Source organism: Streptomyces sp. R41 (assembly GCF_041053055.1).
Lineage (GTDB): Bacteria > Actinomycetota > Actinomycetes > Streptomycetales > Streptomycetaceae > Streptomyces.
The window spans coordinates 3,554,564-3,576,695 of record NZ_CP163443.1; the positions used below are offsets into that span (position 1 = coordinate 3,554,564).

Genomic DNA, 22,132 nt, shown 5'->3' on the forward strand with positions numbered 1-22,132 from the left:
CCGTGTCGTACGAGTGCGCAGCTCACCGGGCGCGAAACAGATTGAAGGGCGTACTGGATTTGGCATGTGCGTCCTGCGACGTGCAGCGGGGCTGCCCCACGGCCTCAGAGCGCCTCCGCGCCCCGCTCGCGCAACGCCTGCCCGTACTGCTGCAGCACCCACAGCTCGTTCTGCACGGCGGCCAGCTGTGCCGGGTCGCCGTGGGCGCTCTGCCGGGCCAGGGAGCCCTGGACGTCCCGGATACGGCGGTCGACGGCGCGGCGGCGGACCATGACGAGCTGGTCGCCCGCGTAGCCCTCGTCGACGGTCTTGCGCATGATCGCCTCGACGGCCAGCTCCGTGACCATCGCGCGCACCACGTCGTCCGGGGCGGTCTCGCGGATCCGGACCAGATACTCCTGAGGGTCCTGGACGCCGTACTCGGCGCCGCCCGCCTCCATGATCGCCTGGCGCACGGCCGCGTACGGCGGGGCGGTGAACTCGTCGATCCCGTACGCGTCGAACGCCGGAGAGACCAATTCGGGCCGCTGGAGGGCGAGTTTGAGCAGCTCGCGCTCGGTGGCGAAGACGGGGTTGCGGAGGTTGAGCGCCGGGCCGCCGCTGGGTGCCCGCACGGCGGCGTACGTCTGCTGGGGGCGCTGCCCGGCCGGCGCCGGGCCCTTGCCGCCGCGGTCGCGGGCCCAACGGGCCAGCTGGGCCACCCGCTTGACCACGAACTGGGTGTCGAGGATGCCGAGCATGCCGGCGAGCTGGACGGCCACCTCGTGCTGTGCGCCGCTGTTCTTGATGCGGGCGACGATGGGTGCCGCCTCGTCGAGGGCGGCTGCGCGCCCCGCCGGCGTCTCCAGGTCGTAGCGCAGGACGATCTGGCGCAGCGCGAACTCGAAGAGCGGCGTGCGGGGTTCGACCAGGTCGGCGACCGCCTCGTCGCCCTTGGCGAGGCGCAGCTCGCAGGGGTCCATGCCGTCCGGGGCGATGGCGATGTACGTCTCCGCGGCGAACTTCTGGTCGTCCTCGAAGGCGCGCAGGGCCGCCTTCTGGCCGGCCGCGTCGCCGTCGAAGGTGAAGATCACGCGCGCCGAGCCGTTGTCCATCAGCAGCCGGCGGAGGATCTTGATGTGGTCGCCGCCGAACGCCGTACCGCAGGTCGCGATGGCGGTGGTGATCCCGGCCAGATGGCAGGCCATCACGTCCGTGTAGCCCTCGACCACGACCGCCCGGCTGCTCTTGGCGATCTCCTTCTTGGCGAGGTCGATGCCGTACAGGACCTGGGACTTTCTGTAGATCGCCGTGTCGGGCGTGTTCAGGTACTTCGGCCCGTTGTCCGAGTCGTACAGCTTCCTCGCTCCGAAGCCGACGACCTCGCCGCCGATGTCGCGGATCGGCCACATCAGACGGCCGCGGAAGCGGTCGATGGGGCCGCGGCGGCCCTCCTGGGAGAGGCCGGAGAGGAGCAGCTCCTTGTCGGTGAAGCCCTTGCCGCGGAGATAGCGGGTGAGGTGGTCCCAGCCCTGGGGGCTGTAGCCGACGCCGAAGTGGGCGGCCGCCGCCTGGTCGAAGCCGCGCTCGGCGAGGAATTTGCGGCCCGCGTCGGCCTCGGCGCTGGTGTCGAGCTGCTCGATGTAGAACTGCGCGGCCGCCTTGTGCGCCTCGACCAGGCGGATGCGCTCGCCGCGCTGGTGGGAGGGGTTGTACCCGCCCTCCTCGTACCGCAGCGTGATGCCCGCCTGGCCTGCGAGGCGCTCGACGGCCTCCGAGAAGGAGAGGTGGTCGACCTTCATCACGAACGTGATGGTGTCGCCGCCCTCCTGGCAGCCGAAGCAGTGGAAGAGTCCCTTGCTCGGGCTGACCTGGAAGGACGGTGACTTCTCGTCGTGGAACGGGCACAGGCCCTTGAGGTTGCCGCCGCCCGCGTTGCGAAGCTGGAGGTACTCGGACACCACGGCGTCGATCGGGACCGCGTCCCGAACAGCCTTCACGTCCTCGTCGTTGATCCTTCCAGCCACGCGTGAATTCTACGGTGAGGGTGTGACAGTCGAGCGCCGCCGTCGGTCACGGGGCCAGGCTGTCCAGCGGAACGTGCGGGTCGGCCAGTGCCTCGGTGTCCACCTGGGCCCGGGATCGGATCAGCTGCTGGATCGGCTCCGTGACGTCCCACACATTCACGTTCATCCCGGCCAGCACGCGCCCTTCCTTCACCCAGAAGGCGATGAACTGCCGCTTGCCCGCGTCTCCCCGGATCACCACCTGGTCGTACGACCCCGGGGGCGCCCACCCCGAATACTCCATCCCCACGTCGTACTGGTCGGAGAAGAAGTACGGCACCCGGTCGTAGGTCACCTCGCGCCCCAGCATCGAGCGCGCCGCCGCCGGTCCGCCGTTCAGGGCGTTGGCCCAGTGCTCGACGCGCAGCCGGGTGCCGAAGAGGGTGTGGTGGAAGGCGGCTACGTCCCCGGCCGCGTAGATGTCGGGGTCGGAGGTGCGCAGCCGCTCGTCGACCGCGACGCCGCCGCCGTGCGCGCGGTCGGCGAGGGTGAGGCCCGCGGCCTCGGCGAGGGCGGTGCGCGGGGCGGCACCGATCGCGGCGAGCACGTCGTGGGCGGGGTGCTCCTCGCCGTCGTCCGTACGCGCGGCGAGCACCATGCCGTCCTGGCCGACGATCTCGGTGAGCCGGCGGCCGAAGTGGAATCGGACGCCGTGCTCGCGGTGCAGTTCGGCGAAGACCTGGCCGAGCTCGGGGCCGAGGACCGCGTGCAGCGGGGTCGGCTCGGGCTCGACGACGGTGACCTCGGCGCCGTACTCCCGGGCGGCCGCCGCGACCTCCAGGCCGATCCAGCCGGCGCCCGCGATCACGATGTGCCCGTTGTCACGGCCGAGGGCGGCGAGGACGCCCTTCAGCCGCTCCGCGTGGGCGAGGCGGCGCAGGTGGTGGACGCCCGCGAGGTCGGTGCCCGGGATGTCGAGTCGGCGCGGCTCCGCGCCCGTCGCCAGGAGCAGCTTGTCGTAGTGGACGAGGGTGCCGTCGTCGCCGAAGCGGACGGTCTTCGCGATGCGGTCGATGGCGTCGACGGTCTGGCCGAGGTGCAGCTCGATGTCGTTCTGCGCGTACCAGGCGGGTTCGTGCACGAAAACGCTGTCGCGCTCCTCCTTGCCGAGGAGATAGCCCTTGGACAGCGGCGGGCGTTCGTACGGGTGGTCGCGTTCGTCGCAGATCAGTATCACGCGGCCGGTGAAGCCCTCCGCTCGGAGCGTCTCGGCCGCCTTCGCGCCGGCGAGACCTCCCCCGACGATGACGAATGTCTGATCCGCGTCGACCACTTGATGCCTCCTCGTAAGGATGTCGCCACATGCGAGCGTCCCGCACGGAGCGTGATGCGGGAAGAGGGAGTGCCCCGATCAGGCCACGCAGGGTCACACTCCTCCGCTCCCATAGGAACGCGTGGTGAGCCCGAGGTGCAGGGAACGCGCCGAGGCGTCGGTGAGAGAAGCGATCTGGTCGACGATCACGCGCTTGCGGGCGCGGTCGTCGATCGCGTTGTCGAACAGCGCCCGGAACTGCGGATCCAGGCCGTCGGGCGCGCGGGCCGTGAGCGCCTTGGCCAGTTCGGCGACGACGATCCGCTGGTCGGCGCGGAGCCGCTCCTGCTCGGCGCGCTGCATGACGTACCGGTCGGCGACGGCTTTGAGAACGGCGCACTCGTGCCGGGCACCTCGAGGGACGACCAGCTCTGCCGCGTACCGCGTGAGCCGTCCGCTGCCGTACGTCGCGCGCGTGGCGCCCTCCGCCGCCAGGCAGAAACGGCCGATGAGCTGGCTGGTGGCGTCCTTCAACCGGGCCTGCGCGACGGCCGATCCGTCGTACCCGTGCGGCCACCACTCCTGGTCCAGGAGTCGGTCGAGGGCCTCGGACAGCTCGGCGGGATCCGTGTCCGCGGGCACGTACCGCCCGATGGCCACCGCGAAGATCTCCTGCCGTTCGGGCTCCGCGTGCAGGCAGTTGGGGTCGATGTGGCCCGCGTGCAGACCGTCCTCGACGTCGTGCACCGAATACGCCACGTCGTCCGACCAGTCCATGACCTGGGCCTCGAAGCACGTACGGGTGCCCGGGGCGTCCTTGCGGACCCAGTCGAAGACCGGCCGGTCGTCTTCGTAGACCCCGAACTTGGGCGACTTGTGGTCGGTGGGGTGGGCGCCGCGCGGCCAGGGGTACTTGGTGGCGGCGTCGAGGGCGGCGCGGGTGAGATTGAGCCCGACGCTGACGAGGTCGTCCCCGGCCGCGCCGGCGGCTGATGTCAAAGCCTCCGAGTGGACGAAGCGCTTGGGTTCGATACGGGTGAGCAGCCGCAGCGACTGCGCGTTGCCCTCGAAGCCTCCGCAGTCCTCCGCGAACTCGTTCAGCGCTTGTTCGCCGTTGTGCCCGAAGGGCGGGTGACCCAGGTCGTGCGAGAGGCAGGCCGCCTCGACCAGGTCGGGGTCGCAGCCGAGGGCGGCGCCGAGCTCGCGGCCGACCTGGGCGCACTCCAGGGAGTGGGTCAGCCGCGTACGGGGGCTGGCGTCCCAGACCTGGCTCCGGGTGCCCGGGGTCACGACCTGGGTCTTGCCCGCGAGGCGTCGCAGGGCGGAGGAGTGCAGGACGCGCGCACGGTCGCGCTGGAAGGCGGTGCGACCGGGGCGTTTGTCGGGCTCGACGGCGAAGCGCTCGACGGCGGACTCGTCGTACGCCTGCCGTCCGTCGTGCGCCGTGTGGTTCTCGTATGCCTTGGGTGCCTTCGGTGCGATGCCTTCCATGCCACCGACAGTAAACGCAGGCAGTGACAATCGGGACGTAATCGGCGGCGACGAACGGGGTGGAGCCGTCCGGTTCAGGCCGAGGCCAGTGCGCGCTCCGGGGCGGGCTCGGGGGTCGCGACGGCCTGGTCGTAGCGGTGCAGGACGAGGCGGGCCATCGCCGGGTGGTCGCCCAGCGGATCGGCGGCGATCCAGGGGGCGGCCTCGGCGCACTGGGTGGCGAAGCGCCCGGGGGCGGTGAAGTACGAGGCGACGGCGACCCGGTGGCGGCCGCGGGCGGCGAGGGCGCGCAGGGCCGCGGGGACGGTGGGCGCGGCGGCGGACGCGTACGCCGGGACGACGGGAACACCGAGGCGTTCGGCGAGCAGCTGGGCGGTGCGGCGGGTGTCGACCGCCGCGTCGGGGTCTCGGGAACCGGCGGCGGCGAGCACGACTCCGCTCGCGCGGCGGGCGCTGTCGCTCATTCTGGTGCGCCATCCGGCCTCGACGAGCCGCGCGTACAGCGTCTCCACGAGCAGCGGGTGCGGGCCGAGCGGGGCGGTGACACGGGTGCGTACGTCGGGCGCGGCGGCCGCGGCCTCGGGGATGTCGTGCTTGACGTGGTAGCCGCGGCTGAGCAGCAGCGGCACGAGGACGGCGTCCTCCTTGCCGCCGAGGGAGGCGAGCGTGTCGGTCAGCAGCGGCTCGTTCAGCTCGATGTGGCCCAGGTGCACGGACAGGTGCGGGCGCAGCTCGCGGATCCGCTCGATCAGGGTGCGTATCGTGCTCAGCGCACGCGGATCGCGGCTGCCGTGCCCCACGAGGACGAGCGCGGGCGGCGCCGGACGGCGCGTGCCGTTGAGCGCGACGAGGCTGAGCTGACTGCCGAGCTGGCTGGTGATCCGGTTCATGAGTTGCGCCGTACTGTCGAGGTGACTGTCTGGGTGGGCACCACGCGGCGGCCGGCCGCCGGGGCGGTACAGGGACTCGTCGCGAGGAGGGTTCGACGCCGTCATGGAGCGATCCTGGCGGCAGGAGGTTGCCGGGCCGTTGCGCGGGCATGACGGGTGTTTTCCGGGGGTTCACCATGGGATGCACGGGGTGTGTGAGCCTTCGTGACCTGCGGGGATACTTCCGCGAGTGAATCTGGTCACTCTGCTGGCCGCGAACCGGAGCACCGCGCGCCGCGTCCTCCATGGGCGAGGCCACCTGGGGAGGGGACCGTACCGATGCGCCGTCCGAAGCTGCGTACGTTGCTGAAACCGCGCAGGCCACGCATGCCACGGCTGCCGCGCACCCGTACCGGACAGCGGCGGGCCGTGCAGGGGATCATGCTGCTGTGCGTCCTGGCACTGCTGCCCTCGACCTGGATGTACGTGGTGACGGGCGACCGGCTGCGCACGACGGCGGACGCGCCGCGCACCGAGGTCGCGGTGGTCTTCGGCGCCGGACTGTGGGACGGCGAGCCGTCGCCGTACCTCGCCCACCGCCTCGACGCGGCGGCGAAGCTGTACCGGGCAGGCCGCATCGAGGTCGTCCTCGTCACCGGCGACAACAGCCGGGAGGACTACGACGAGCCGGACGCGATGCGGGCGTATCTGACGAAGCGGGGTGTTCCGGACGGGCGGATCGTCAGCGACTACGCCGGTTTCGACACGTGGGACTCGTGCGTCCGCGCGAAGAAGATCTTCGGCGTCGACCGGGCCGTGCTGATCAGCCAGGGCTTCCACATCCGCCGCGCCGTCGCGTTGTGCCAGGCGGCGGGTGTCTCGTCGTACGGCATCGGTGTCGACGCGAAGCATGACGTCACCTGGTATTACGGGGGTGCTCGGGAGGTGTTCGCGGCCGGGAAGGCCGCGCTGGACGCGGTGTTCAAACCGGATCCGCGGTTCCTGGGGCCCAAGGAGTCGGGGGTTGCTCGGGCGTTGAGTGCGGGGCGGTAGGGGGGTGCTGGGGATGGTTTTTCGCCCCCTCCGCCCCTACCCGTCCCGTACCTGGGGGCTCCGCCCCCAGACCCCCGTATCGCGCTTCGCGCTCGTCCTCAAACGCCGGACGGGCTGAAAGCCCTCACCGCGGGCCATGCCCGGCCGGGAGGTCACCGTCCCGGGCGTGTAACGCTCGCCTCCCCGGCGCGTAACACGGCCGACGCACGCTGAGCGGTATGAACACCACCGCGACGCCCACCCACTGCCCGTACTGCGCCCTGCAGTGCGGGATGAATCTGACGCCCGCGCCCGGCGGGGGCGTCGAGGTGAGCGAGCGCGCGGACTTTCCGGTGAACCGGGGAGCGCTGTGCGGCAAGGGCCGTACGGCGCCCGAGCTGCTCTCGTCCCGGGTGCGGCTGACCTCCCCACTGGTCCGCAACGCGGGCGTTCTGGAGCCCGCGACCTGGGACGAGGCGCTCGACCGGATCGCCGAGGGGCTGTCCCGCACGCGTACGGAGCATGGCCCGGACGCGTGCGGGGTGTTCGGCGGGGGCGGACTGACGAACGAGAAGGCGTACGCGCTCGGGAAGTTCGCCCGCGTCGTCCTCGGCACCTCGCAGATCGACTACAACGGCCGCTTCTGCATGTCGTCCGCGGCGGCGGCCGGCATCAGGGCCTTCGGTCTCGACCGGGGGCTGCCCTTCCCGCTTGAGGACATCCCGAGGACCGGCTGTGTGATCCTCGTCGGCTCCAACCTCGCCGAGACGATGCCGCCCGCACTGCGCTATCTCACCGAGCTGAAGGAGAACGGCGGCACGCTGATCGTCATCGACCCACGCCGCACCCGTACGGCCGAGCAGGCGGACCTGCATCTGGCGCCGCGCCCGGGCACGGACCTGGCGCTCGCGCTGGGGCTGCTCCATCTGATCGTCGCCGAGGGGCGTACGGACGAGGAGTACATCCGGGCCCGTACGAGCGGCTGGGAGGAGGCGCGGGCGGCCGCCATGGCGCACTGGCCCGAGTACGTGGAGCGGATCACGGGGGTATCCGTTCCTCAACTGCGGGAAGCCGTACGGCTGTTCTGCGAGCCGGAGGCCGCCATGGTGCTCACCGCGCGCGGGCCCGAGCAGCAGTCGAAGGGCACGGACACGGTGGGCGCGTGGATCAACCTCTGCCTGGCGACGGGCCGTGCGGGGCGTCCGCTGTCCGGGTACGGCTGCCTCACCGGGCAGGGCAATGGACAGGGCGGACGCGAACACGGCCAGAAGGCCGACCAGTTGCCCGGCTACCGCAAGCTGACGGACCCGGCGGCGCGCCGCCATGTGGCCGAGGTGTGGGGAGTCGACCCGGACTCGCTGCCGGGGCCCGGGCGGAGCGCGTACGAGCTCCTCGACGCGATGGGGACGGACATCCGTTCGTTGCTGTTGATGGGATCGAACCCGGTGGTGTCCGCACCGCGCGCCGCGCACATCGAGGAGCGCCTGAAGTCCCTGGACTTCCTGGCGGTCGCGGACGTCGTCCTCTCCGAGACGGCCGCCCTCGCGGACGTCGTCCTGCCGGTGACGCAATGGGCCGAGGAGACGGGCACGACGACGAACCTGGAGGGGCGGGTGCTGTTGCGCCGCCAGGCGATCACCCCGCCGGAAGGGATACGCAGCGACCTGTACGTCCTGCACGAAATCGCCGCCCGGCTGGGCGTGGAGAAGGGCTTCCCGACGGATCCGGAGGAGGTCTTCGAGGAGCTGCGCAGGGCGAGCGCGGGCGGGGCGGCGGACTACTCGGGGATCACCTACCGGCGGCTCGTGGAGGAGAGCGGGGTGTTCTGGCCGTGCCCGGCGCCGGCCGGCGCGGAGGGCCCCGGCGACTGCGAGGACGCCTCGCTGGACGTGCTCCCGGACGACCCGGCCGAGGACGTCTCGTCGGCCGTGCTCCCGGACGACCCGGCCGAGGATGACATCCCGGGCGGCGTCCACCCGGGCACCCCCCGCCTCTTCCTCGATCGTTTCGCCACCGAGGACGGCCGGGCGTGCTTCGTCCCGGTGTCCCATCGGGCGGCGGCCGAGGAGCCGGACGACGAGTACCCGGTCCTGCTGACCACCGGCCGTGTGGTCGCGCAGTACCAGTCGGGGGCGCAGACGCGGCGGGTCGACGAGCTGAACGCCGCGGCGCCCGGGCCGTTCGTGGAGATGCATCCGCGGCTGGCCGAGCGGCTCGGGGCGGCGGACGGGGACTCCGTAGCCGTCGTGTCACGGCGCGGGCGGGCCGTCGCACCGGCCCGCATCACGACCACCATCCGCCCCGACACCGTGTTCATGCCCTTCCACTGGCCGGGCGAGGGCCGGGCCAACACCCTGACCAACCCGGCCCTCGACCCGATCTCGCGGATGCCGGAGTTCAAGACGTGCGCGGTGCGGGTGGAGTCGGTGAAGTAGGGGTATCGGTCGGGGTGTCGGCATCCCGGGCACGCGGCGCCGCCGTGGGGCGGGAGGCGCGGGCCGGGGGGATCGCATGGCTCAGGAGTCCGGCTACCGCTGGGGGCATTCGGGGCTCACCGCCGACTTCGACCTCGACGGTGACACGCCCCGGCTGGTCCGGCTGGCACGCCCCGGTGACGGTGACGTCAAGGACGCCGCCGAGGCCGCGTTGCCGCTCGTCGACGTGACACTGTTCGGCGTCGGCACCGGCTGGTCCGGGCCGCGCTTCACGGGTACGGCGCTGGGGCCGCGCCTGAGGCACCGCGCCCACTACGCCACATACGGCGACTCCTGGCACCACCTGACGGTCGAGCTCCTCGATCCCGCGAGCCGGTTGGCGGTGTTCGTCGAGTACTCCTCGCCGGACGGTGTGCCGGTGCTGCGCTCCCGCGTCCGGCTGCGCAACGACTCGGACGTGCCGGTCACCGTGCGCTCGGTGAGCAGCCTGCTGCTGGGCGCGCTGCCCTCACCGGACGTGCTCGACGTGCACCGGGCGCGCAACGACTGGCTCGCCGAATGCCGTTGGTACGGGGAGGAGTTGCGGGAGTCCGTGCCCGACGTCGGGCGGGAGTTCCACGGGCACGACGGGCGGGCCGGGATACGGCTCGCCGGGCGTGGCAGCTGGCCGACCGACGGTCATCTTCCGATGGGCGCGTTCACCGACCGTACGGACGGGCGCTGTCTGCTGTGGCAGGTCGAGTCCGCCGCGAGCTGGCTGTGGGAGACGGGCGAGGCGGACCACCACACGTATCTCTCCCTGAGCGGCCCGACGGCGGACGACCACCAGTGGCGCCAAGTCCTGGGTCCTGGTGAGGAGTTCGCGTCGGAGTACGCGGCCCTCGCCCTCGGTGACGGCTTCGACGGAGCGCTGGCCGCGCTGACCTCGTACCGCCGTCTCCTGCGCCGCCCGCACCCGGACCACGAGCGCCTCCCCGTCGTCTTCAACGACTACATGAACACGCTGATGGGCGACCCGACGACGGAGAAACTTCTGCCGCTGATCGACGCGGCGGCCGAGGCGGGTGCGGAGTACTTCTGCGTCGACGCGGGATGGTACGACGACGAGGCCGGTGCCGGGAGCGGGACCGCGGCCGGGGGCTGGTGGGACGGCGTCGGCGCCTGGCTGCCGTCGGCCCGGCGCTTTCCCGGTGGCTTCGGGGCCGTGCTCGACCGGATCCGGGAGCGCGGGATGGTGCCGGGGCTGTGGCTGGAGCCGGAGGTGGTCGGGGTGCGCAGTCCGATCGCGCGCGAACTGCCCGACGAGGCGTTCCTTCGGCACGAGGGCGGGGTGCGGGTCACCGAACAGGGCCGCCACCAGCTGGACTTGACCCATCCCGCGGCCCGCGCCCACCTCGACGGGACGGTCGACCGGCTCGTCGGCGAGCTGGGCGTGGGCTACCTCAAGCTCGACTACAACATCACCACGTCGGCACCCGGACACCTCGCCCACTCCCGCGCCTGGCTCGGCTGGCTCTCGTCCGTCCTGGACCGCCACCCCGGTCTGGTCCTGGAGAACTGCGCCTCGGGCGGCCTGCGCATGGACGGCGCGTCCCTCGCCGTCACCCAGCTCCAGTCCACCTCGGACCAGCAGGACCCTCTGCGCTACCCGCCGATCGCCGCCGCCGCGCCCACGGCGGTGCCGCCGGAGCAGGGCGCCGTGTGGGCGTACCCGCAACCGGACTGCACCGACGCCGAGATCGCCTTCACCCTCGGCTCCGCCCTGCTCGGCCGCGTCCACCTCTCCGGCCACCTCGACCGCATGACGTCCGGTCAGCTCGCCCTGGTACGGGAGGCGATGACCACGTACAAGTCGATACGGGCCGATCTGCGCACCGCGCTGCCCTTCTGGCCACTGGGCCTGCCGGGCTGGACGGACGACTGGGTCGCGCTGGGGTTGCGGACGCCGGTCGCGGGGCCGACGTATGTGTTGGTGTGGCGGAGGGGCGGGGACACCGCCGACCGGCTCCTGCCCGTAGCCCACTTGACGGGCCTGGACGAGGTACGCGTCGAGGTGCTGCACCCTTCGACGCCCAGGGGTTCGGCGGAGTGGGACGGGGCGGGGGTGCGGGTGCGGTTGGGCGAGGTTCCGGCGGTGATGCTGATACGGGTGACGTCGTAGCCGCCGTAGCCGTCTCAGCTGGCTTAGCTGGCTTAGCTGGCTTAGCCGTGGGCAATCGTGCCGCCAGGCGCGGCGCCCGTCCCAAAGAGAGCGGCACCCCGTACAGCGCCGGGCCGCGCGACCCACCCCCGACGGCGACCCAGACCCCCGCTGCCCACACCCCCGCCTCAGCCCCCCGAGCGCCACTCCCCACCCTCAATGAGCTTGCCCCGCCTCCGCAACCGCGCGGCGACGCCAGGCGCGGCCACGTACACCCAGGCCCGCACGACCGACCCGTCCGCGCGGGTCACATCCCGCACCACGCGCTCGTACAGGTTCCGCGGGTCACCCACCACGTACTCCTCCAACCGATCGAGCGCGGCGAGCAACTCCCCGTACGCCTCGGGCAACGCGGTGACCACCTCCCCGCACACGACACCCCCGGGCTCCTCCACGGCGTACGGATACCCGGGCCCGTCGTACAGCACGGCCCCCCGCATGCGTCCCGGTTCCTCGGACTCCGTACGCCCGCGCAGAAACAGGTCGTGGTTGTGCTCGCCGGGACGCAGGGTGCCGTAGACGAAGAAGGGCAGTTCCACCTCGTTCAAGAAGCGGTCTCCTCCTCCAGCCAGCGCAGATAGTCCGCGCTCCCCCGGACGACCGGCGTCGCGACGATCTCAGGGGTGTCGTAGTCGTGCGCCTCGCGCAGATACGCCTCCAGCGCGTCGTACCGGGCGCCCGTCGTCTTGAACAGCACCTGCCACTCGGCTGCGGTCTCGACGGCCCCCTTCCAGCGGTAGACCGACGTCACCGGCCCGGAGATCTGCGCACAGGCCGCGACCCGCGCCTCCACTGCGCCGCGGGCGAGGGTCTCCGCCTTCGCGACGGCGTCGGTCGTGGTCAGGACGGTGAGCCAGTTCGCCGTGGCCATGATCGCCTCCCTTTCGGTCCGTTCCGGAGGCCTCCGGCACAGGCCTTTGCAGAAACGATTCTCACCCCTCACACACCCACACACATCCGCCAGTAGACGCTATGGACATGCCATGTCATGGACCTTTAAATCTGAGTCAACTTCAGCGCCGCCCCCACGCGCGCCCCCCCCACGCGCCCCGAGGCGCCTTCCCTAGGAGACCGATGAGTCGGATACGACACATCCGAGGTTCCCGTTTCGCCACCGCCGGCATAGCCGCGACCACCGCCACGCTGATGGCCGCCGCCCTCGCCCCCACCGCGAACGCGGACGCCAGGCCGAGCCGGACCACCGCGCTCAGCAACGCCGCGTCGGTGCTGACCGCCCAGGCCGCGCGCCTGGGCCTCACCTCGGCCCAGGGCACCAGCGTCCGCGACGTGGTCGTCGACGCGGACGGCAGCCAGCATGTGCGCTACGACCGGACGTACCATCAACTCCCCGTCCTGGGCGGCGACTTCGTTCTCCATCTGGCGCCGAACGGCTCGTACCGCAGCGCGAACCGGGCCACGAAGCGCGACATCTCCGTACCGACGATCACCCCTGCCGTGCGGGCCCCGCAGGCCGCCGACCTGGCCACGAGCGCGCTGCGCGCGGTGAACGCCGGCGAGCTGCTCCGCCAGGTGACGGCCAAGCCCCAGCTCGTCGTCGACGCCCTGCACGGCGCGCCCAAGCTGGCCTGGCGCACCGACGTGGCGGGACAGGACTCGCTGGGCAACCCGGTCGCCCGCACGGTGTTGACCGACGCCCGCACCGGCCGCCAGATCGACGCGTGGGACAGCATCGAGACCGCGAGCGGCGACGGAAAGTCGCTGTACAGCGGAACGGTCCCGCTGGAGACGACGCTCTCCGGGTCGACGTACCAGCTCAAGGACCCGACGCGCGGGAACACGTACACGGGCGACGCCGCGAACAAGACGGACCTCTGCGTCCTGGGGATCTGCGTCAGCCGCGCCCCCGCGACCGTCTTCACCGACGCGGACAACCACTGGGGCACCGGCGCGACGGCCGACCGTTCCTCGGCCGCCGTCGACGCGCAGTACGGCACCAACGAGACCTGGGACTACTACAAGAACGTCCACGGCCGCAACGGCATCGCGGGCGACGGCAAGGGCTCGTACAACCGCGTGCACTACGGCACCAACTACAACAACGCCTTCTGGGACGACAATTGCTTCTGCATGACGTACGGGGACGGTGACGGGACGACGCTCGGCCCGCTCGTCGCGCTGGACGTGGCGGGGCACGAGATGTCGCACGGCGTCACGTCGAAGACGGCGGCGCTGACGTACTCGGGCGAGTCCGGCGGCCTCAACGAGGCGACCTCGGACATCTTCGGCACGATGGTGGAGTGGTACGCGAACAACTCCTCCGACCTCGGTGACTACCTCATCGGCGAGAAGATCGTCCGCTCGGGCTTCGGCAAGACGGCCCTGCGCTACATGGACAAGCCGTCCAAGGACGGCAACTCGGCGGACTGCTGGAGCAGTTCGGTGGGGAACCTGGACGTGCACTACTCGTCTGGCGTGGCCAACCACTTCGCGTACCTGCTGTCGGAAGGCAGCGGCGCGAAGACCATCAACGGCGTCAGCTACAACTCCCCCACGTGCAACGGCTCGACGGTGACGGGCATCGGCCGGGACAAGGTCGGCAAGATCTGGTATCGCGCGCTGACGGTCTACATGACGTCCTCGACGAACTACGCGGGCGCCCGAACGGCCACCCTGAACGCGGCGAAGGACCTGTACGGGGCGGGCAGTACGGAGTACAACGCCGTGGCTGCGGCCTGGTCGGCGGTGGCGGTGAGCTGATCCGCCCGCCCGGCGGTGGGCGGTCACCCATGGGCAGGCGCCGATAGGATCGCCTGCCCATGGGGGCCAACACAGGAAACGAACCGACAGCCATCCCGCCGGGGCGGGTGACGATGATCGCCGTCCCGCCGGGCCGGGTGACGCTGTCCGACCGGCGGACGCGGCGGAGTTGGCCGGTCGAGGTCGCGCCCTACGAGCTGGCGGCGTACGCGGTCACGCAGGAGCTGTACGCGGAGATCACGGGTCTGTGGCCGAGTGCCGCCCGTGGGGACCGGCTGCCCGTCGAGAGCGTGTCCTGGTGGGACGCGGTCCGGTTCTGCAACGCGCTGTCCGAGCGCGACGGGCTCGCGCCCGCCTACCACGTCCACGGTGATGGCGAGCGCGTCGAGTGGACGGCGTCTGCCGACGGGTACCGGCTGCCGACCGAGGCCGAGTGGGAACACGCCTGCCGTGCCGGCACCACCGGACCGCGGTACGGGCCGCTCGACGAGATCGCCTGGTACCGCGGCAACTCGCACGAGCGGATCCACGACGTGGGCACCAAGCGGCCCAATCCGTGGGGCCTCCACGACATGATCGGCAGCGTCTGGGACTGGTGCTGGGACCTCTACGACCCCGAGGTCTACGGCAGCTACCGCGTGCTGCGCGGCGGCGGATGGTTCGACGAACACTGGAGCTGCCGCGCCTCGGCACGCCGCCGCAGCCACCCGACCTTCCGGGTCGACGACGTGGGATTCCGGGTGGCGCGCACCACGTTCCGTGGCCCCGGCGACACTCAGGCGCCTGGCGCATGACATGGGTGCGGGGCCGCCCCCTCCGGGACGGCCCCGCACCCGACGGGTCAGTCGATCGCGATCAGATCCCCCCACTGGTACGGGACGGGTAGGGGCGGAGGGAGCGAAAAAACCACCCCTAACCCCCGTACGGCCTCCTCCTCTTCGCCTCGCTCAACGCCCGTGCCCACCACCCCAGCTGATCCAGCATCACCTTCGCGGCAGCCGCCGGAGCCGCGGGATCGCGCGGCTGTCCCTCCGCGTCGAACGCGGCACCCGCGCCATGGAAGGACACCGTGTCCCGCACGGTCACGGCGTGAAGTTCCGCGAAGACCTGGCGAAGGTGTTCGACGGCGCGGAGGCCTCCGGAGAGGCCGCCGTACGAGACGAGGGCGACGGGCTTGGCGCGCCACTCGGCGTAGTGCCAGTCGATGAGGTTCTTCAGGCCGGCGGGGAAGGAGTGGTTGTACTCGGGGGTGAGGACGACGAAGGCGTCGGCGGCGGCGAGAGCGGGCGTGACCTTCGCGAGCTCGGCGGCCACCGAGGGGGACGGGGAGTGCGAGAGGGCCGTCGGGAGCTGGACGGAGGCGACGTCGACGACCTCGGGGGCGAAGTCGTCGCGTTCGCGGATCCGGGCCAGCAGCCAGTCGGCGACGACGGGCCCGAAGCGGCCGTCCCGGTTGCTGCCGATGACTACGGCGACCCGCACGGGGGTCTCCGACGTCTGGACGGGGACGGTGGAATCAGCTGTGGCTGTCTTCATGAGCACAGCCTCATACCTCAAGTTTCGTTGAGGTCAAGCCGCGCGGGAGCACACGGGCTTCAAGCCGTACGAACTTCGAGCCGTACGAACTTCGAGCCGCACAGGCATCCACTCGGCATCCACCCCGACACCCGACATCCACTCGACATCCCCCAGCACCTGGCACAGACCCGGCATCGACTCCGGCACCCGGCGTCGACTCGGGCACCCGGCGTCGACTCGGCAGCATCCCCCGACGCCCCCCGACACCCGCCCCAGTCACCCGTTCACACCCCCACCCCCCACCCTTCGGTTCTCTTCCTCCACGCACCCTCCACACGTCGGCGACCTGCTGAAATGCCACCGCGCCTGCCCCCTCCGACCTCCCGCCTGACACCCATTCACATCAATTCTGACGCCCCCTCAGGAAGCGCACGCGGCCATGTGCCACTTACCTCGGTAGGGCAGGGGCACGACCGACGCAGCGGCACTTGGGGGTGTCGCGGGCCGCGCCCCCTCGGAGGAGCAAGCACGATGCGACGTACCGCCCGTCTGCTGACCGGTACCGCACTCGCCGTCGCCGCCGCGGGCCTCGCCACCGCGCCCGCGTACGGCGGGGACGCGGGCCGCCTGGAGGTGTTCCCCTCCACCGTCATCCCGGGCTCGGCAGTCACCGTCAACACGGCGGCGTGCGGCGCGGACACGGCGACGGGCGACGCCAGCGCGGTGGGCGCGGGCGTCTTCGCCCTCGCCCCGAGCTCGCACGAGCACGACGTGATCGGGCAGTTCCGGGTGCCGCCGAGCGCGCAGCCGGGGACGTACGAGATCGTCGCGACGTGCGGCGGCCGGAAGGTGACGGGGGACCTGATGGTGACCCTGACGTCCACGCGCGAACAGATCCAACCGCGTGGACATGTGAATACGGGGGTCGGCGGCGCACTGGGCCCCGATCCCGTGCAGACCGCGGCGGGAGTGGCGGCCTTGGCCGTCGCCGCCGCGGGCGGTACCTGGCTCCTGCATCGCCGGGCGAGAGGCGACGGGATCTGACGGACACCCTCCGCTGTCCGTCCACCGGTACCGCCGTCCCCTCCCCCTCCGTGGCCCGACGCCCCTCGCGGCCCGGAGGGGGAACGGGGCTGAGAGAGGAGTAGCAGAGAGGAGGCTCACGTGCGGCGTTTCGGCAAGCCCGGCAAGATCTGCGAGATCGGCAGGATCCGCAAGGTTCGCAGGATTCGCAGGGTCCGCAAGATCGGCGGGATCCGGAAGACCGGTCAGGCCGGCAACATCGCCATAGCATCCGTCACCGCGGTCGCACTCTGCTCCGGCGCCTGGCTGCTGCGCAGTGGCGCCGAGACCCACGCGCCGCCCCAGCCGTCCGCCGCGCAGGCCGCGTCGCCCGACACCCATGGCCGGCCGTCCGCGGCGCCCGCGCTGCCGCACTCCCCGCCCGAACGCATCCGCATCCCCTCGATCCGGGTGGATGCCCCATTGATGGGCCTCGGCCTCACCCCGCAGGGCAGTCTGGACGTCCCGCCCCCCGAGAAGAAGAACCTGGCCGGCTGGTACGAGGCCGGCACCTCCCCCGGCGAGCGGGGCACCGCCATCGTCGCCGGACACGTCGACAACGCCGAGGGCCCCGCCGTCTTCTACGACCTCGGCGCCGTCAAGAAGGGCAGCGTCATCGAGGTGGCGCGGCGCGACGGCGGCACGGCCGTCTTCACCGTCGACGCCGTCGAGGTGTACGAGGCCCGCGACTTCCCCGACGACAAGGTGTACGGCGCCGCCCCGCGCCCCGAACTCCGCGTCATCACCTGCGGCGGCGGCTACTCGAAGACGACGGGATACCAGGGCAACGTCGTCGTCTTCGCCCATCTGACGGGGAGCCGCCCCGGAGCCGCCTGATGGGCCGGATGACCAGCGGTGATCCCTCACCGCGACAGGAGTTTTCCAGGGCATTAGTCTGAAAAGGGCAGTTCTTCTCCCCGGCTTGAGTGTTGGGGCCTCCGGCCGGGAGCTGGGAGGGCCCATATGCGGCCGATAGCGAGAATGGTCGTCACCGCCGTGTCCGCCATGGCATTGAGCGGCGGTCTCACCGCGACCGAGGCGCGAGCGGACGACTTGTCACCGAAAGAGATCTTCGAAAAGGTGGCGCCCGCGACCGTGCAGGTACTGGCCGACAATCAGGCCGACGGTACGGGAATCATCTACGACGCCGAACAAGGTCTCATCCTGACCAACGACCATGTGGTGGCCGGTCAGACCTCCCTCCAGGTCCGTATCAAGGACGGCACGCCCGTGCCGGTCCGGGTGATGGCCAGCGACCCCTGCGAGGACCTGGCGGTCATCAAACTCGCCACGCCCCAGGACGACCTCAAGCAGGTGGAGTTCGGCGACAGCGGCGATCTCCAGCAGGGGGACGAAGTGACCGCGATCGGCTACCCGATCGCGGCCGGCGACATCAGCCATGAAAAGCCCGTACTGACCAGCGGCGTGGTCCAGTCGCCCGACGTCGCTCTGACGGACCAGGTCAGTTCGCCCAACCTGCCGTCCGCCGTGCAGCATTCGGCAACGCTCAACCAGGGCAATTCCGGAGGCCCACTGCTCAACAGCGATGCGAAGCTTGTCGGAATCAACACCTACAGCCTCTCGGGCACCGAGGGTCAGTACTACTCCATCAGCAGCGATCACGCCGAGCCCCTTCTCAAAGGGCTGGCCGACGGAAAGAGCAAGAACAATCCCGGGTGGCAGGGACTGGTCGCGCTCAACGACCCGGATTTCGCCGCCAACTTCACCGCTGAGGACCAGGCCGCGGCACAGGCGCTCCAGAAGCGGCTCGCCGCCAAGAACATCGACGGTCTTTACGTGTCGACCGTGGACAGCAACTCCCCGGCCGCCGAGGCCGGCATTTACGACGGTGTCGTCATCACCCACCTCAAGAACACGCCGGTCACTACGGTCCCGCAGATGTGCGACATCCTTCGGTCGTCCACACCGGGTGAGAAGCTCAGCGTCGACGGAGCGTTCACGGACAGCGGGAAGTACGACGACGGGACGTCCTACTCGTTCGGCGACGCCTGGAACGCTAACGTCAAGCTGGAGTAGTGACGCCCCGCCACCGCACTACGCGACCCACTGCTGATACGCCAGATTCGCCACCAGCGCGAACACCACCGTCAGCAGCACCACCCGTACGAACCCGCTGCCCTTCTTGAGCGCGGTGCGTGCCCCCACCGTACCGCCCACCAGATTGAAGACGGCCATCAGGGCGGCCAACTGCCAGTGCACCGTGCCCTTCCAGGCGAAGGTCGCGAGGGCGCCGGCGTTGGTGCAGCAGTTGACGATCTTGGCGGTGGCGGAGGCGGTCACCAGGTCGAGGTGGAGGAGCGCGGTGAGGGCGAGCACGAGGAACGTACCCGTGCCGGGGCCGATCAGCCCGTCGTAGAAGCCGATGCCGAGGCCCGCGAGCCCGATCGCGGCGAGGACGCGGCGCGGGGAGACCGGGGTGGTCGAGGGCGCCGTACCGAAGGCGGGCTTGAGGATAACAAAGGTGCCGACGCCGACGAGGACCACCATGACGACCGGCTTCAGGACGTCGGTGCTCAGCCCGGCCGCGACGAACGCTCCCGCCGTCGAACCGGCGAGCGCCGCGAGCCCGATCCGTACGGCGAGACGCACATCGACGGGCGCCTTGCGCGCGTACGTCACCGCCGCACCGGTCGTGCCGACGATCGCCACCGCCTTGTTGGTGCCGAGCGCGTACGCCGCCGGGGTGCCGCCGGGCAGGCCGAGCAGCAGCACTGGGAGCAGAAGCAGCCCGCCGCCGCCCACGACCGCGTCGATCCAGCCCGCCGCCAGGGAGGCGAGGCACAGGACGGCGACCATGGTCAGCGATATGTCGGGCATGATCGCGACCCTATGGACGGGGTAGATGTGCCGTCCATGAATCTTGATGAAGCTTGAGGGTCTTCTGAGGTTGAGCCCCGTTTCGCCTGTGCGCTCTCAGTTCACCGTGTCCAGGTAGCGCAGGACCGCCAGCACCCGACGGTGCCCGGTGTCGGACGGGGGCAGGTCGAGCTTGGCGAAGATGTTGGCGATGTGCTTCTCGACGGCCCGTTCGGAGACGGTGAAGGCGGCCGCGATCGCGTGGTTCGTGCGGCCCTCCGCCATCAGGGCGAGGACCTCGCGCTCACGGGGCGTGAGCGTGTCGAGGGCGGTGGCGCGACGGCTCGCCCCGAAGAGCTGGGCGACGACCTCGGGGTCGAGGGCCGTGCCGCCGCCGGCGACCCGTTCCATGGCATCCACGAACTCGCCGATGTCGACGACGCGTTCCTTGAGGAGGTAACCGAACCCGGCCGGGTCACCGAGGAGTTGGGTCGCGTACTTCGTCTCCACGTACTGCGAGAAGATCAGCACGCCGGTGCCGGAGTGGTCCTTGCGCAGTCGTACGGCCGCCCGGATCCCCTCGTCGGTCTGGGTCGGCGGCAGCCGGATGTCGACGACCGCGACGTCCGGACGGTGCTCGGCCACGGCGGCCAGCAGAGCGTCGGCGTCCCCCACGGCCGCCACGACCTCCACGCCCCGCAACTGGAGGAGCTGCACCAGCCCGTCCCGCAGCAGGGCGGAGTCCTCGGCGATGACGACGCGCATGCGACCCATGTGACCCTCGTGATCAGTACGGCAGCTCGACCGTGACCACCGTAGGCCCTCCCGGCGGGCTGTCGCAGGTGAGCGTGCCGTCGACGGTCCGGGCCCGGGTGAGCAGCCCGGTCAGGCCCGAGCCCGCGCCGATCACCGCTCCCCCGCGTCCGTCGTCGCGCACGCCCAGCCGCAGCAGCCCGTCCCGCGCGGTCACCGTCACGGTGGCTCCGCTCGCCCCGCTGTGCTTGGTCGCGTTCGCGAGGAGTTCGGCGGCGCAGAAATACGCGATCGACTCGACCGCCGGGCTCGGGCGGGCCGCGATGTCGGTGCGGACGTCGACGGGCAGGGCGCTGTCGGCGGCGAGCGTGGCCAGGGCGGTGTCCAGGCCCTGGTCCAGTACGGGCGGGTGGATGCCCTTGACGAGATTACGCAGATCGGCGATGGCCTGCGTGGCGTTGCCCCGCGCGGTGTCGACGACGGCGAGCAGCTGGTCCGGGGAAGCGCCCGCGCCGATCAGCTCGCGGATCATCGTGAGGTGCATCGCGAGGCCGACGAGCCGGGCCTGTGTGCCGTCGTGCAGGTCGCGTTCGATACGCCGCAGGGTCGCCGCCGCGTCGTCCACGGCCTGGGCACGGGTCTCCTCCAGGGCGCGGATGCGGCGCTCGGCGGCATCGGGACCGAGCAGCACCGTGAGCAGCGCGCGGTGCGGGCCGAGTCCGTACCGCAGCAGCCAGGTGGCGGTGGCGAGGAGCAGCAGTCCGAGCGCCACGGGGATCAACCACCGCGGCCAGGAGTCGACTTGGAACCCGAAGAACTCCAGCGACACACGGTGCTCCGTGCCGTCGCTCGCCCGCTCGGTGTTGTAGTTCCACTGCTTGAGAAGGGGGTGGAGGGTGAGCAGGACGCCGTACACGTAGCCGATGACGATGGCGGCGTACGCGAAGACGGCGGTGAAGGGCGTCGCCAGCGCGCAGCCGACGGCGCGCCATCCGCTCCGGTCGCCAAGCAGCGCCCGCCGCCAGCCCAGGATCCCGGCGCCCTCGCGGCGCGCGGAGTCCTCGATCTCCAGCCCCAGCAGACGCCGGGCCAGCGCGCGCTGGAGCCTGCCCAGGGCGAGCGCTCCCCGTACGGTGACGGCGATCAGCCACAGTCCCAGCGTGGTCACGGACAACACGCCGCCGACCAGCAGCCCCACGAGGGTGAGGACGAACCCGACCAGGGCGAGCGGGAAGGCGATCAGCCCGTAGAGGAGGGCCGCGAGGGCCTGCCGCCCGAAGGGGAAGCTCAGCGTGGCGCGGAGGCGGTTCATGGGATCAACCTAGGAGAGGAGCGCCGCCGCGAGGCGGAGCTGTACGGATGCCATGACCCGGCCGAGGCACGGCATGAGGAGCAGGAAGCCGACCCCGCCGACGATCGCGTGGAAGGTCCAGGCGCCGGCGAAGGTGGGCCCGCCCCAGGCGTCCGCGTAGTCGGATCCGGCGGCGCGCAGGGGCCAGCCCAGGTTCATCGGCACCAGGGACCAGCCGTAGCCCGTGACCGCCAGGACCACGAGGTTGAGGGGCGTCGCGAGGACCGCGTGGGCCAGAGCGCGCGAGGACCCGGGCGGCTCCCTGCCCGGGACGCCCAGGCCGCCCGGGCCGCCCGGGACGTCCAGGAAACGGCGTACGAGCGCTCGCTGCCAGCGCCCCGTCGGAGCACCGAGCAGCGTCAGTGGGATGCAGATCACCCCCACCGGGAAGGCCAGCAGCGCGTAGGCGACCCGGCGCCAGGTGTCCGCCGTGAACGGTTCCCGGACGAGCCGCCAGACGCGTACGGCGGAGTCGTCGCGGACGGGCGGCGGCTGGAGTTTCCGGGCGATGGCCATGATGTGTCCCCCTGGGTGTGAGCTGGTGGAACCCGACACCCCAAGGCTTCCGCGCCGGGCCGCCGTGATCGAT

19 protein-coding genes are annotated in these 22,132 nt (G+C 71.4%); 8 read left to right on the forward strand and 11 right to left on the reverse strand.

The genetic code is table 11. From position 1 onward, the window contains the following. Window positions 1–104: 104 nt before the first annotated feature. The 4 genes from dnaG to AB5J53_RS16555 form a co-directional block, all read right to left on the reverse strand. The gene (dnaG, locus tag AB5J53_RS16540) at window positions 105–2,006 is read right to left on the reverse strand and encodes a DNA primase (RefSeq protein WP_369246419.1); all 1,902 of its coding nucleotides are present in this window, start codon (window positions 2,004–2,006) and stop codon (window positions 105–107) included. Window positions 2,007–2,052: 46 nt separating this feature from the next. Continuing rightward, window positions 2,053–3,318 (reverse strand): NAD(P)/FAD-dependent oxidoreductase, encoded by a 1,266-nt coding sequence (locus AB5J53_RS16545; RefSeq protein ID WP_369246420.1) that lies wholly within the window; start codon window positions 3,316–3,318, stop codon window positions 2,053–2,055. Window positions 3,319–3,411: 93 nt separating this feature from the next. Continuing rightward, complete coding sequence (locus AB5J53_RS16550) at window positions 3,412–4,788, reverse strand: deoxyguanosinetriphosphate triphosphohydrolase (protein WP_369246421.1); 1,377 nt, start codon at window positions 4,786–4,788, stop codon at window positions 3,412–3,414. Between the two features lie 74 nt (window positions 4,789–4,862). Then, window positions 4,863–5,678: a sirohydrochlorin chelatase gene (locus AB5J53_RS16555; RefSeq protein WP_369246422.1), complete on the reverse strand. Its 816-nt coding sequence runs from the start codon at window positions 5,676–5,678 to the stop codon at window positions 4,863–4,865. Window positions 5,679–5,996: 318 nt separating this feature from the next. Between AB5J53_RS16555 and AB5J53_RS16560 the strand changes: the two genes are divergently transcribed. The 3 genes from AB5J53_RS16560 (at window position 5,997) to AB5J53_RS16570 (ending at window position 11,285) form a co-directional block, all read left to right on the forward strand. Then, window positions 5,997–6,710 (forward strand): vancomycin high temperature exclusion protein, encoded by a 714-nt coding sequence (locus AB5J53_RS16560; protein WP_369246423.1) that lies wholly within the window; start codon window positions 5,997–5,999, stop codon window positions 6,708–6,710. A 218-nt stretch (window positions 6,711–6,928) separates the two neighbouring features. Next, window positions 6,929–9,124, forward strand: coding sequence for a molybdopterin oxidoreductase family protein (locus AB5J53_RS16565; protein ID WP_369246424.1), 2,196 nt, complete (start codon window positions 6,929–6,931; stop codon window positions 9,122–9,124). A 76-nt stretch (window positions 9,125–9,200) separates the two neighbouring features. Beyond that, on the forward strand, window positions 9,201–11,285 hold the full coding sequence (locus AB5J53_RS16570) for a glycoside hydrolase family 36 protein (protein ID WP_369246425.1): 2,085 nt from the start codon (window positions 9,201–9,203) through the stop codon (window positions 11,283–11,285). Between the two features lie 167 nt (window positions 11,286–11,452). Here the strand turns inward: AB5J53_RS16570 and AB5J53_RS16575 are convergent, their stop codons facing one another. Next, window positions 11,453–11,863 carry a gamma-glutamylcyclotransferase family protein gene (locus AB5J53_RS16575; RefSeq protein ID WP_369252268.1) on the reverse strand — a complete coding sequence of 137 codons (411 nt, stop codon included), beginning with the start codon at window positions 11,861–11,863 and terminating at the stop codon, window positions 11,453–11,455. Window positions 11,864–11,868: 5 nt separating this feature from the next. Continuing rightward, window positions 11,869–12,195, reverse strand: coding sequence for a divalent-cation tolerance protein CutA (gene cutA, locus AB5J53_RS16580; protein ID WP_369246426.1), 327 nt, complete (start codon window positions 12,193–12,195; stop codon window positions 11,869–11,871). A 203-nt stretch (window positions 12,196–12,398) separates the two neighbouring features. On the opposite strand from cutA, the gene AB5J53_RS16585 reads away from it, so the two are divergent. After that, a complete protein-coding gene (locus AB5J53_RS16585) occupies window positions 12,399–14,042 on the forward strand; it encodes a M4 family metallopeptidase (protein ID WP_369246427.1) in 1,644 nt (547 codons plus the stop codon). A 113-nt stretch (window positions 14,043–14,155) separates the two neighbouring features. Continuing rightward, a complete protein-coding gene (locus AB5J53_RS16590) occupies window positions 14,156–14,836 on the forward strand; it encodes a formylglycine-generating enzyme family protein (RefSeq protein ID WP_369252270.1) in 681 nt (226 codons plus the stop codon). 118 nt (window positions 14,837–14,954) lie between these two features. Here the strand turns inward: AB5J53_RS16590 and AB5J53_RS16595 are convergent, their stop codons facing one another. Further along, entirely contained in the window at window positions 14,955–15,578 is a 624-nt protein-coding gene (locus AB5J53_RS16595) for an NADPH-dependent FMN reductase (RefSeq protein WP_369246428.1), read from the reverse strand. A gap of 513 nt (window positions 15,579–16,091) precedes the next feature. Here AB5J53_RS16595 and AB5J53_RS16600 point away from each other — a divergent pair. The 3 genes from AB5J53_RS16600 (at window position 16,092) to AB5J53_RS16610 (ending at window position 18,659) form a co-directional block, all read left to right on the forward strand. Beyond that, on the forward strand, window positions 16,092–16,604 hold the full coding sequence (locus AB5J53_RS16600) for a hypothetical protein (RefSeq protein WP_369246429.1): 513 nt from the start codon (window positions 16,092–16,094) through the stop codon (window positions 16,602–16,604). 210 nt (window positions 16,605–16,814) lie between these two features. Beyond that, window positions 16,815–17,459, forward strand: coding sequence for a class F sortase (locus AB5J53_RS16605; RefSeq protein ID WP_369252272.1), 645 nt, complete (start codon window positions 16,815–16,817; stop codon window positions 17,457–17,459). 126 nt (window positions 17,460–17,585) lie between these two features. Then, the gene (locus AB5J53_RS16610; protein ID WP_369246430.1) at window positions 17,586–18,659 is read left to right on the forward strand and encodes a S1C family serine protease; all 1,074 of its coding nucleotides are present in this window, start codon (window positions 17,586–17,588) and stop codon (window positions 18,657–18,659) included. A gap of 18 nt (window positions 18,660–18,677) precedes the next feature. Here AB5J53_RS16610 and AB5J53_RS16615 read toward each other — a convergent pair whose 3' ends face one another. The 4 genes from AB5J53_RS16615 to AB5J53_RS16630 form a co-directional block, all read right to left on the reverse strand. Next, a complete protein-coding gene (locus AB5J53_RS16615) occupies window positions 18,678–19,460 on the reverse strand; it encodes a sulfite exporter TauE/SafE family protein (RefSeq protein WP_369246431.1) in 783 nt (260 codons plus the stop codon). Between the two features lie 96 nt (window positions 19,461–19,556). After that, window positions 19,557–20,204: a response regulator transcription factor gene (locus tag AB5J53_RS16620; RefSeq protein WP_369246432.1), complete on the reverse strand. Its 648-nt coding sequence runs from the start codon at window positions 20,202–20,204 to the stop codon at window positions 19,557–19,559. Window positions 20,205–20,226: 22 nt separating this feature from the next. Continuing rightward, a complete protein-coding gene (locus tag AB5J53_RS16625; protein WP_369246433.1) occupies window positions 20,227–21,504 on the reverse strand; it encodes a sensor domain-containing protein in 1,278 nt (425 codons plus the stop codon). A gap of 9 nt (window positions 21,505–21,513) precedes the next feature. Further along, the gene (locus AB5J53_RS16630; protein ID WP_369246434.1) at window positions 21,514–22,059 is read right to left on the reverse strand and encodes a hypothetical protein; all 546 of its coding nucleotides are present in this window, start codon (window positions 22,057–22,059) and stop codon (window positions 21,514–21,516) included. Window positions 22,060–22,132: the final 73 nt, after the last annotated feature.

Excerpts from the sequence above, each read along its gene's own strand:
- AB5J53_RS16570 (WP_369246425.1), top strand. The coding sequence starts at position 9,201 with ATGGCTCAGGAGTCCGGCTACCGCTGGGGGCATTCGGGGCTCACCGCC.
- AB5J53_RS16585 (WP_369246427.1), top strand. The coding sequence starts at position 12,399 with ATGAGTCGGATACGACACATCCGAGGTTCCCGTTTCGCCACCGCCGGC.
- AB5J53_RS16620 (WP_369246432.1), bottom strand. The coding sequence starts at position 20,204 with ATGCGCGTCGTCATCGCCGAGGACTCCGCCCTGCTGCGGGACGGGCTG.
- cutA (WP_369246426.1), bottom strand. The coding sequence starts at position 12,195 with ATGGCCACGGCGAACTGGCTCACCGTCCTGACCACGACCGACGCCGTC.
- AB5J53_RS16600 (WP_369246429.1), top strand. The coding sequence starts at position 16,092 with ATGCGACGTACCGCCCGTCTGCTGACCGGTACCGCACTCGCCGTCGCC.
- AB5J53_RS16565 (WP_369246424.1), top strand. The coding sequence starts at position 6,929 with ATGAACACCACCGCGACGCCCACCCACTGCCCGTACTGCGCCCTGCAG.
- AB5J53_RS16560 (WP_369246423.1), top strand. The coding sequence starts at position 5,997 with ATGCGCCGTCCGAAGCTGCGTACGTTGCTGAAACCGCGCAGGCCACGC.
- AB5J53_RS16630 (WP_369246434.1), bottom strand. The coding sequence starts at position 22,059 with ATGGCCATCGCCCGGAAACTCCAGCCGCCGCCCGTCCGCGACGACTCC.
- AB5J53_RS16590 (WP_369252270.1), top strand. The coding sequence starts at position 14,156 with ATGATCGCCGTCCCGCCGGGCCGGGTGACGCTGTCCGACCGGCGGACG.
- AB5J53_RS16555 (WP_369246422.1), bottom strand. The coding sequence starts at position 5,678 with ATGAACCGGATCACCAGCCAGCTCGGCAGTCAGCTCAGCCTCGTCGCG.
- AB5J53_RS16595 (WP_369246428.1), bottom strand. The coding sequence starts at position 15,578 with ATGAAGACAGCCACAGCTGATTCCACCGTCCCCGTCCAGACGTCGGAG.
- AB5J53_RS16615 (WP_369246431.1), bottom strand. The coding sequence starts at position 19,460 with ATGCCCGACATATCGCTGACCATGGTCGCCGTCCTGTGCCTCGCCTCC.
- AB5J53_RS16625 (WP_369246433.1), bottom strand. The coding sequence starts at position 21,504 with ATGAACCGCCTCCGCGCCACGCTGAGCTTCCCCTTCGGGCGGCAGGCC.
- AB5J53_RS16610 (WP_369246430.1), top strand. The coding sequence starts at position 17,586 with ATGCGGCCGATAGCGAGAATGGTCGTCACCGCCGTGTCCGCCATGGCA.
- AB5J53_RS16550 (WP_369246421.1), bottom strand. The coding sequence starts at position 4,788 with ATGGAAGGCATCGCACCGAAGGCACCCAAGGCATACGAGAACCACACG.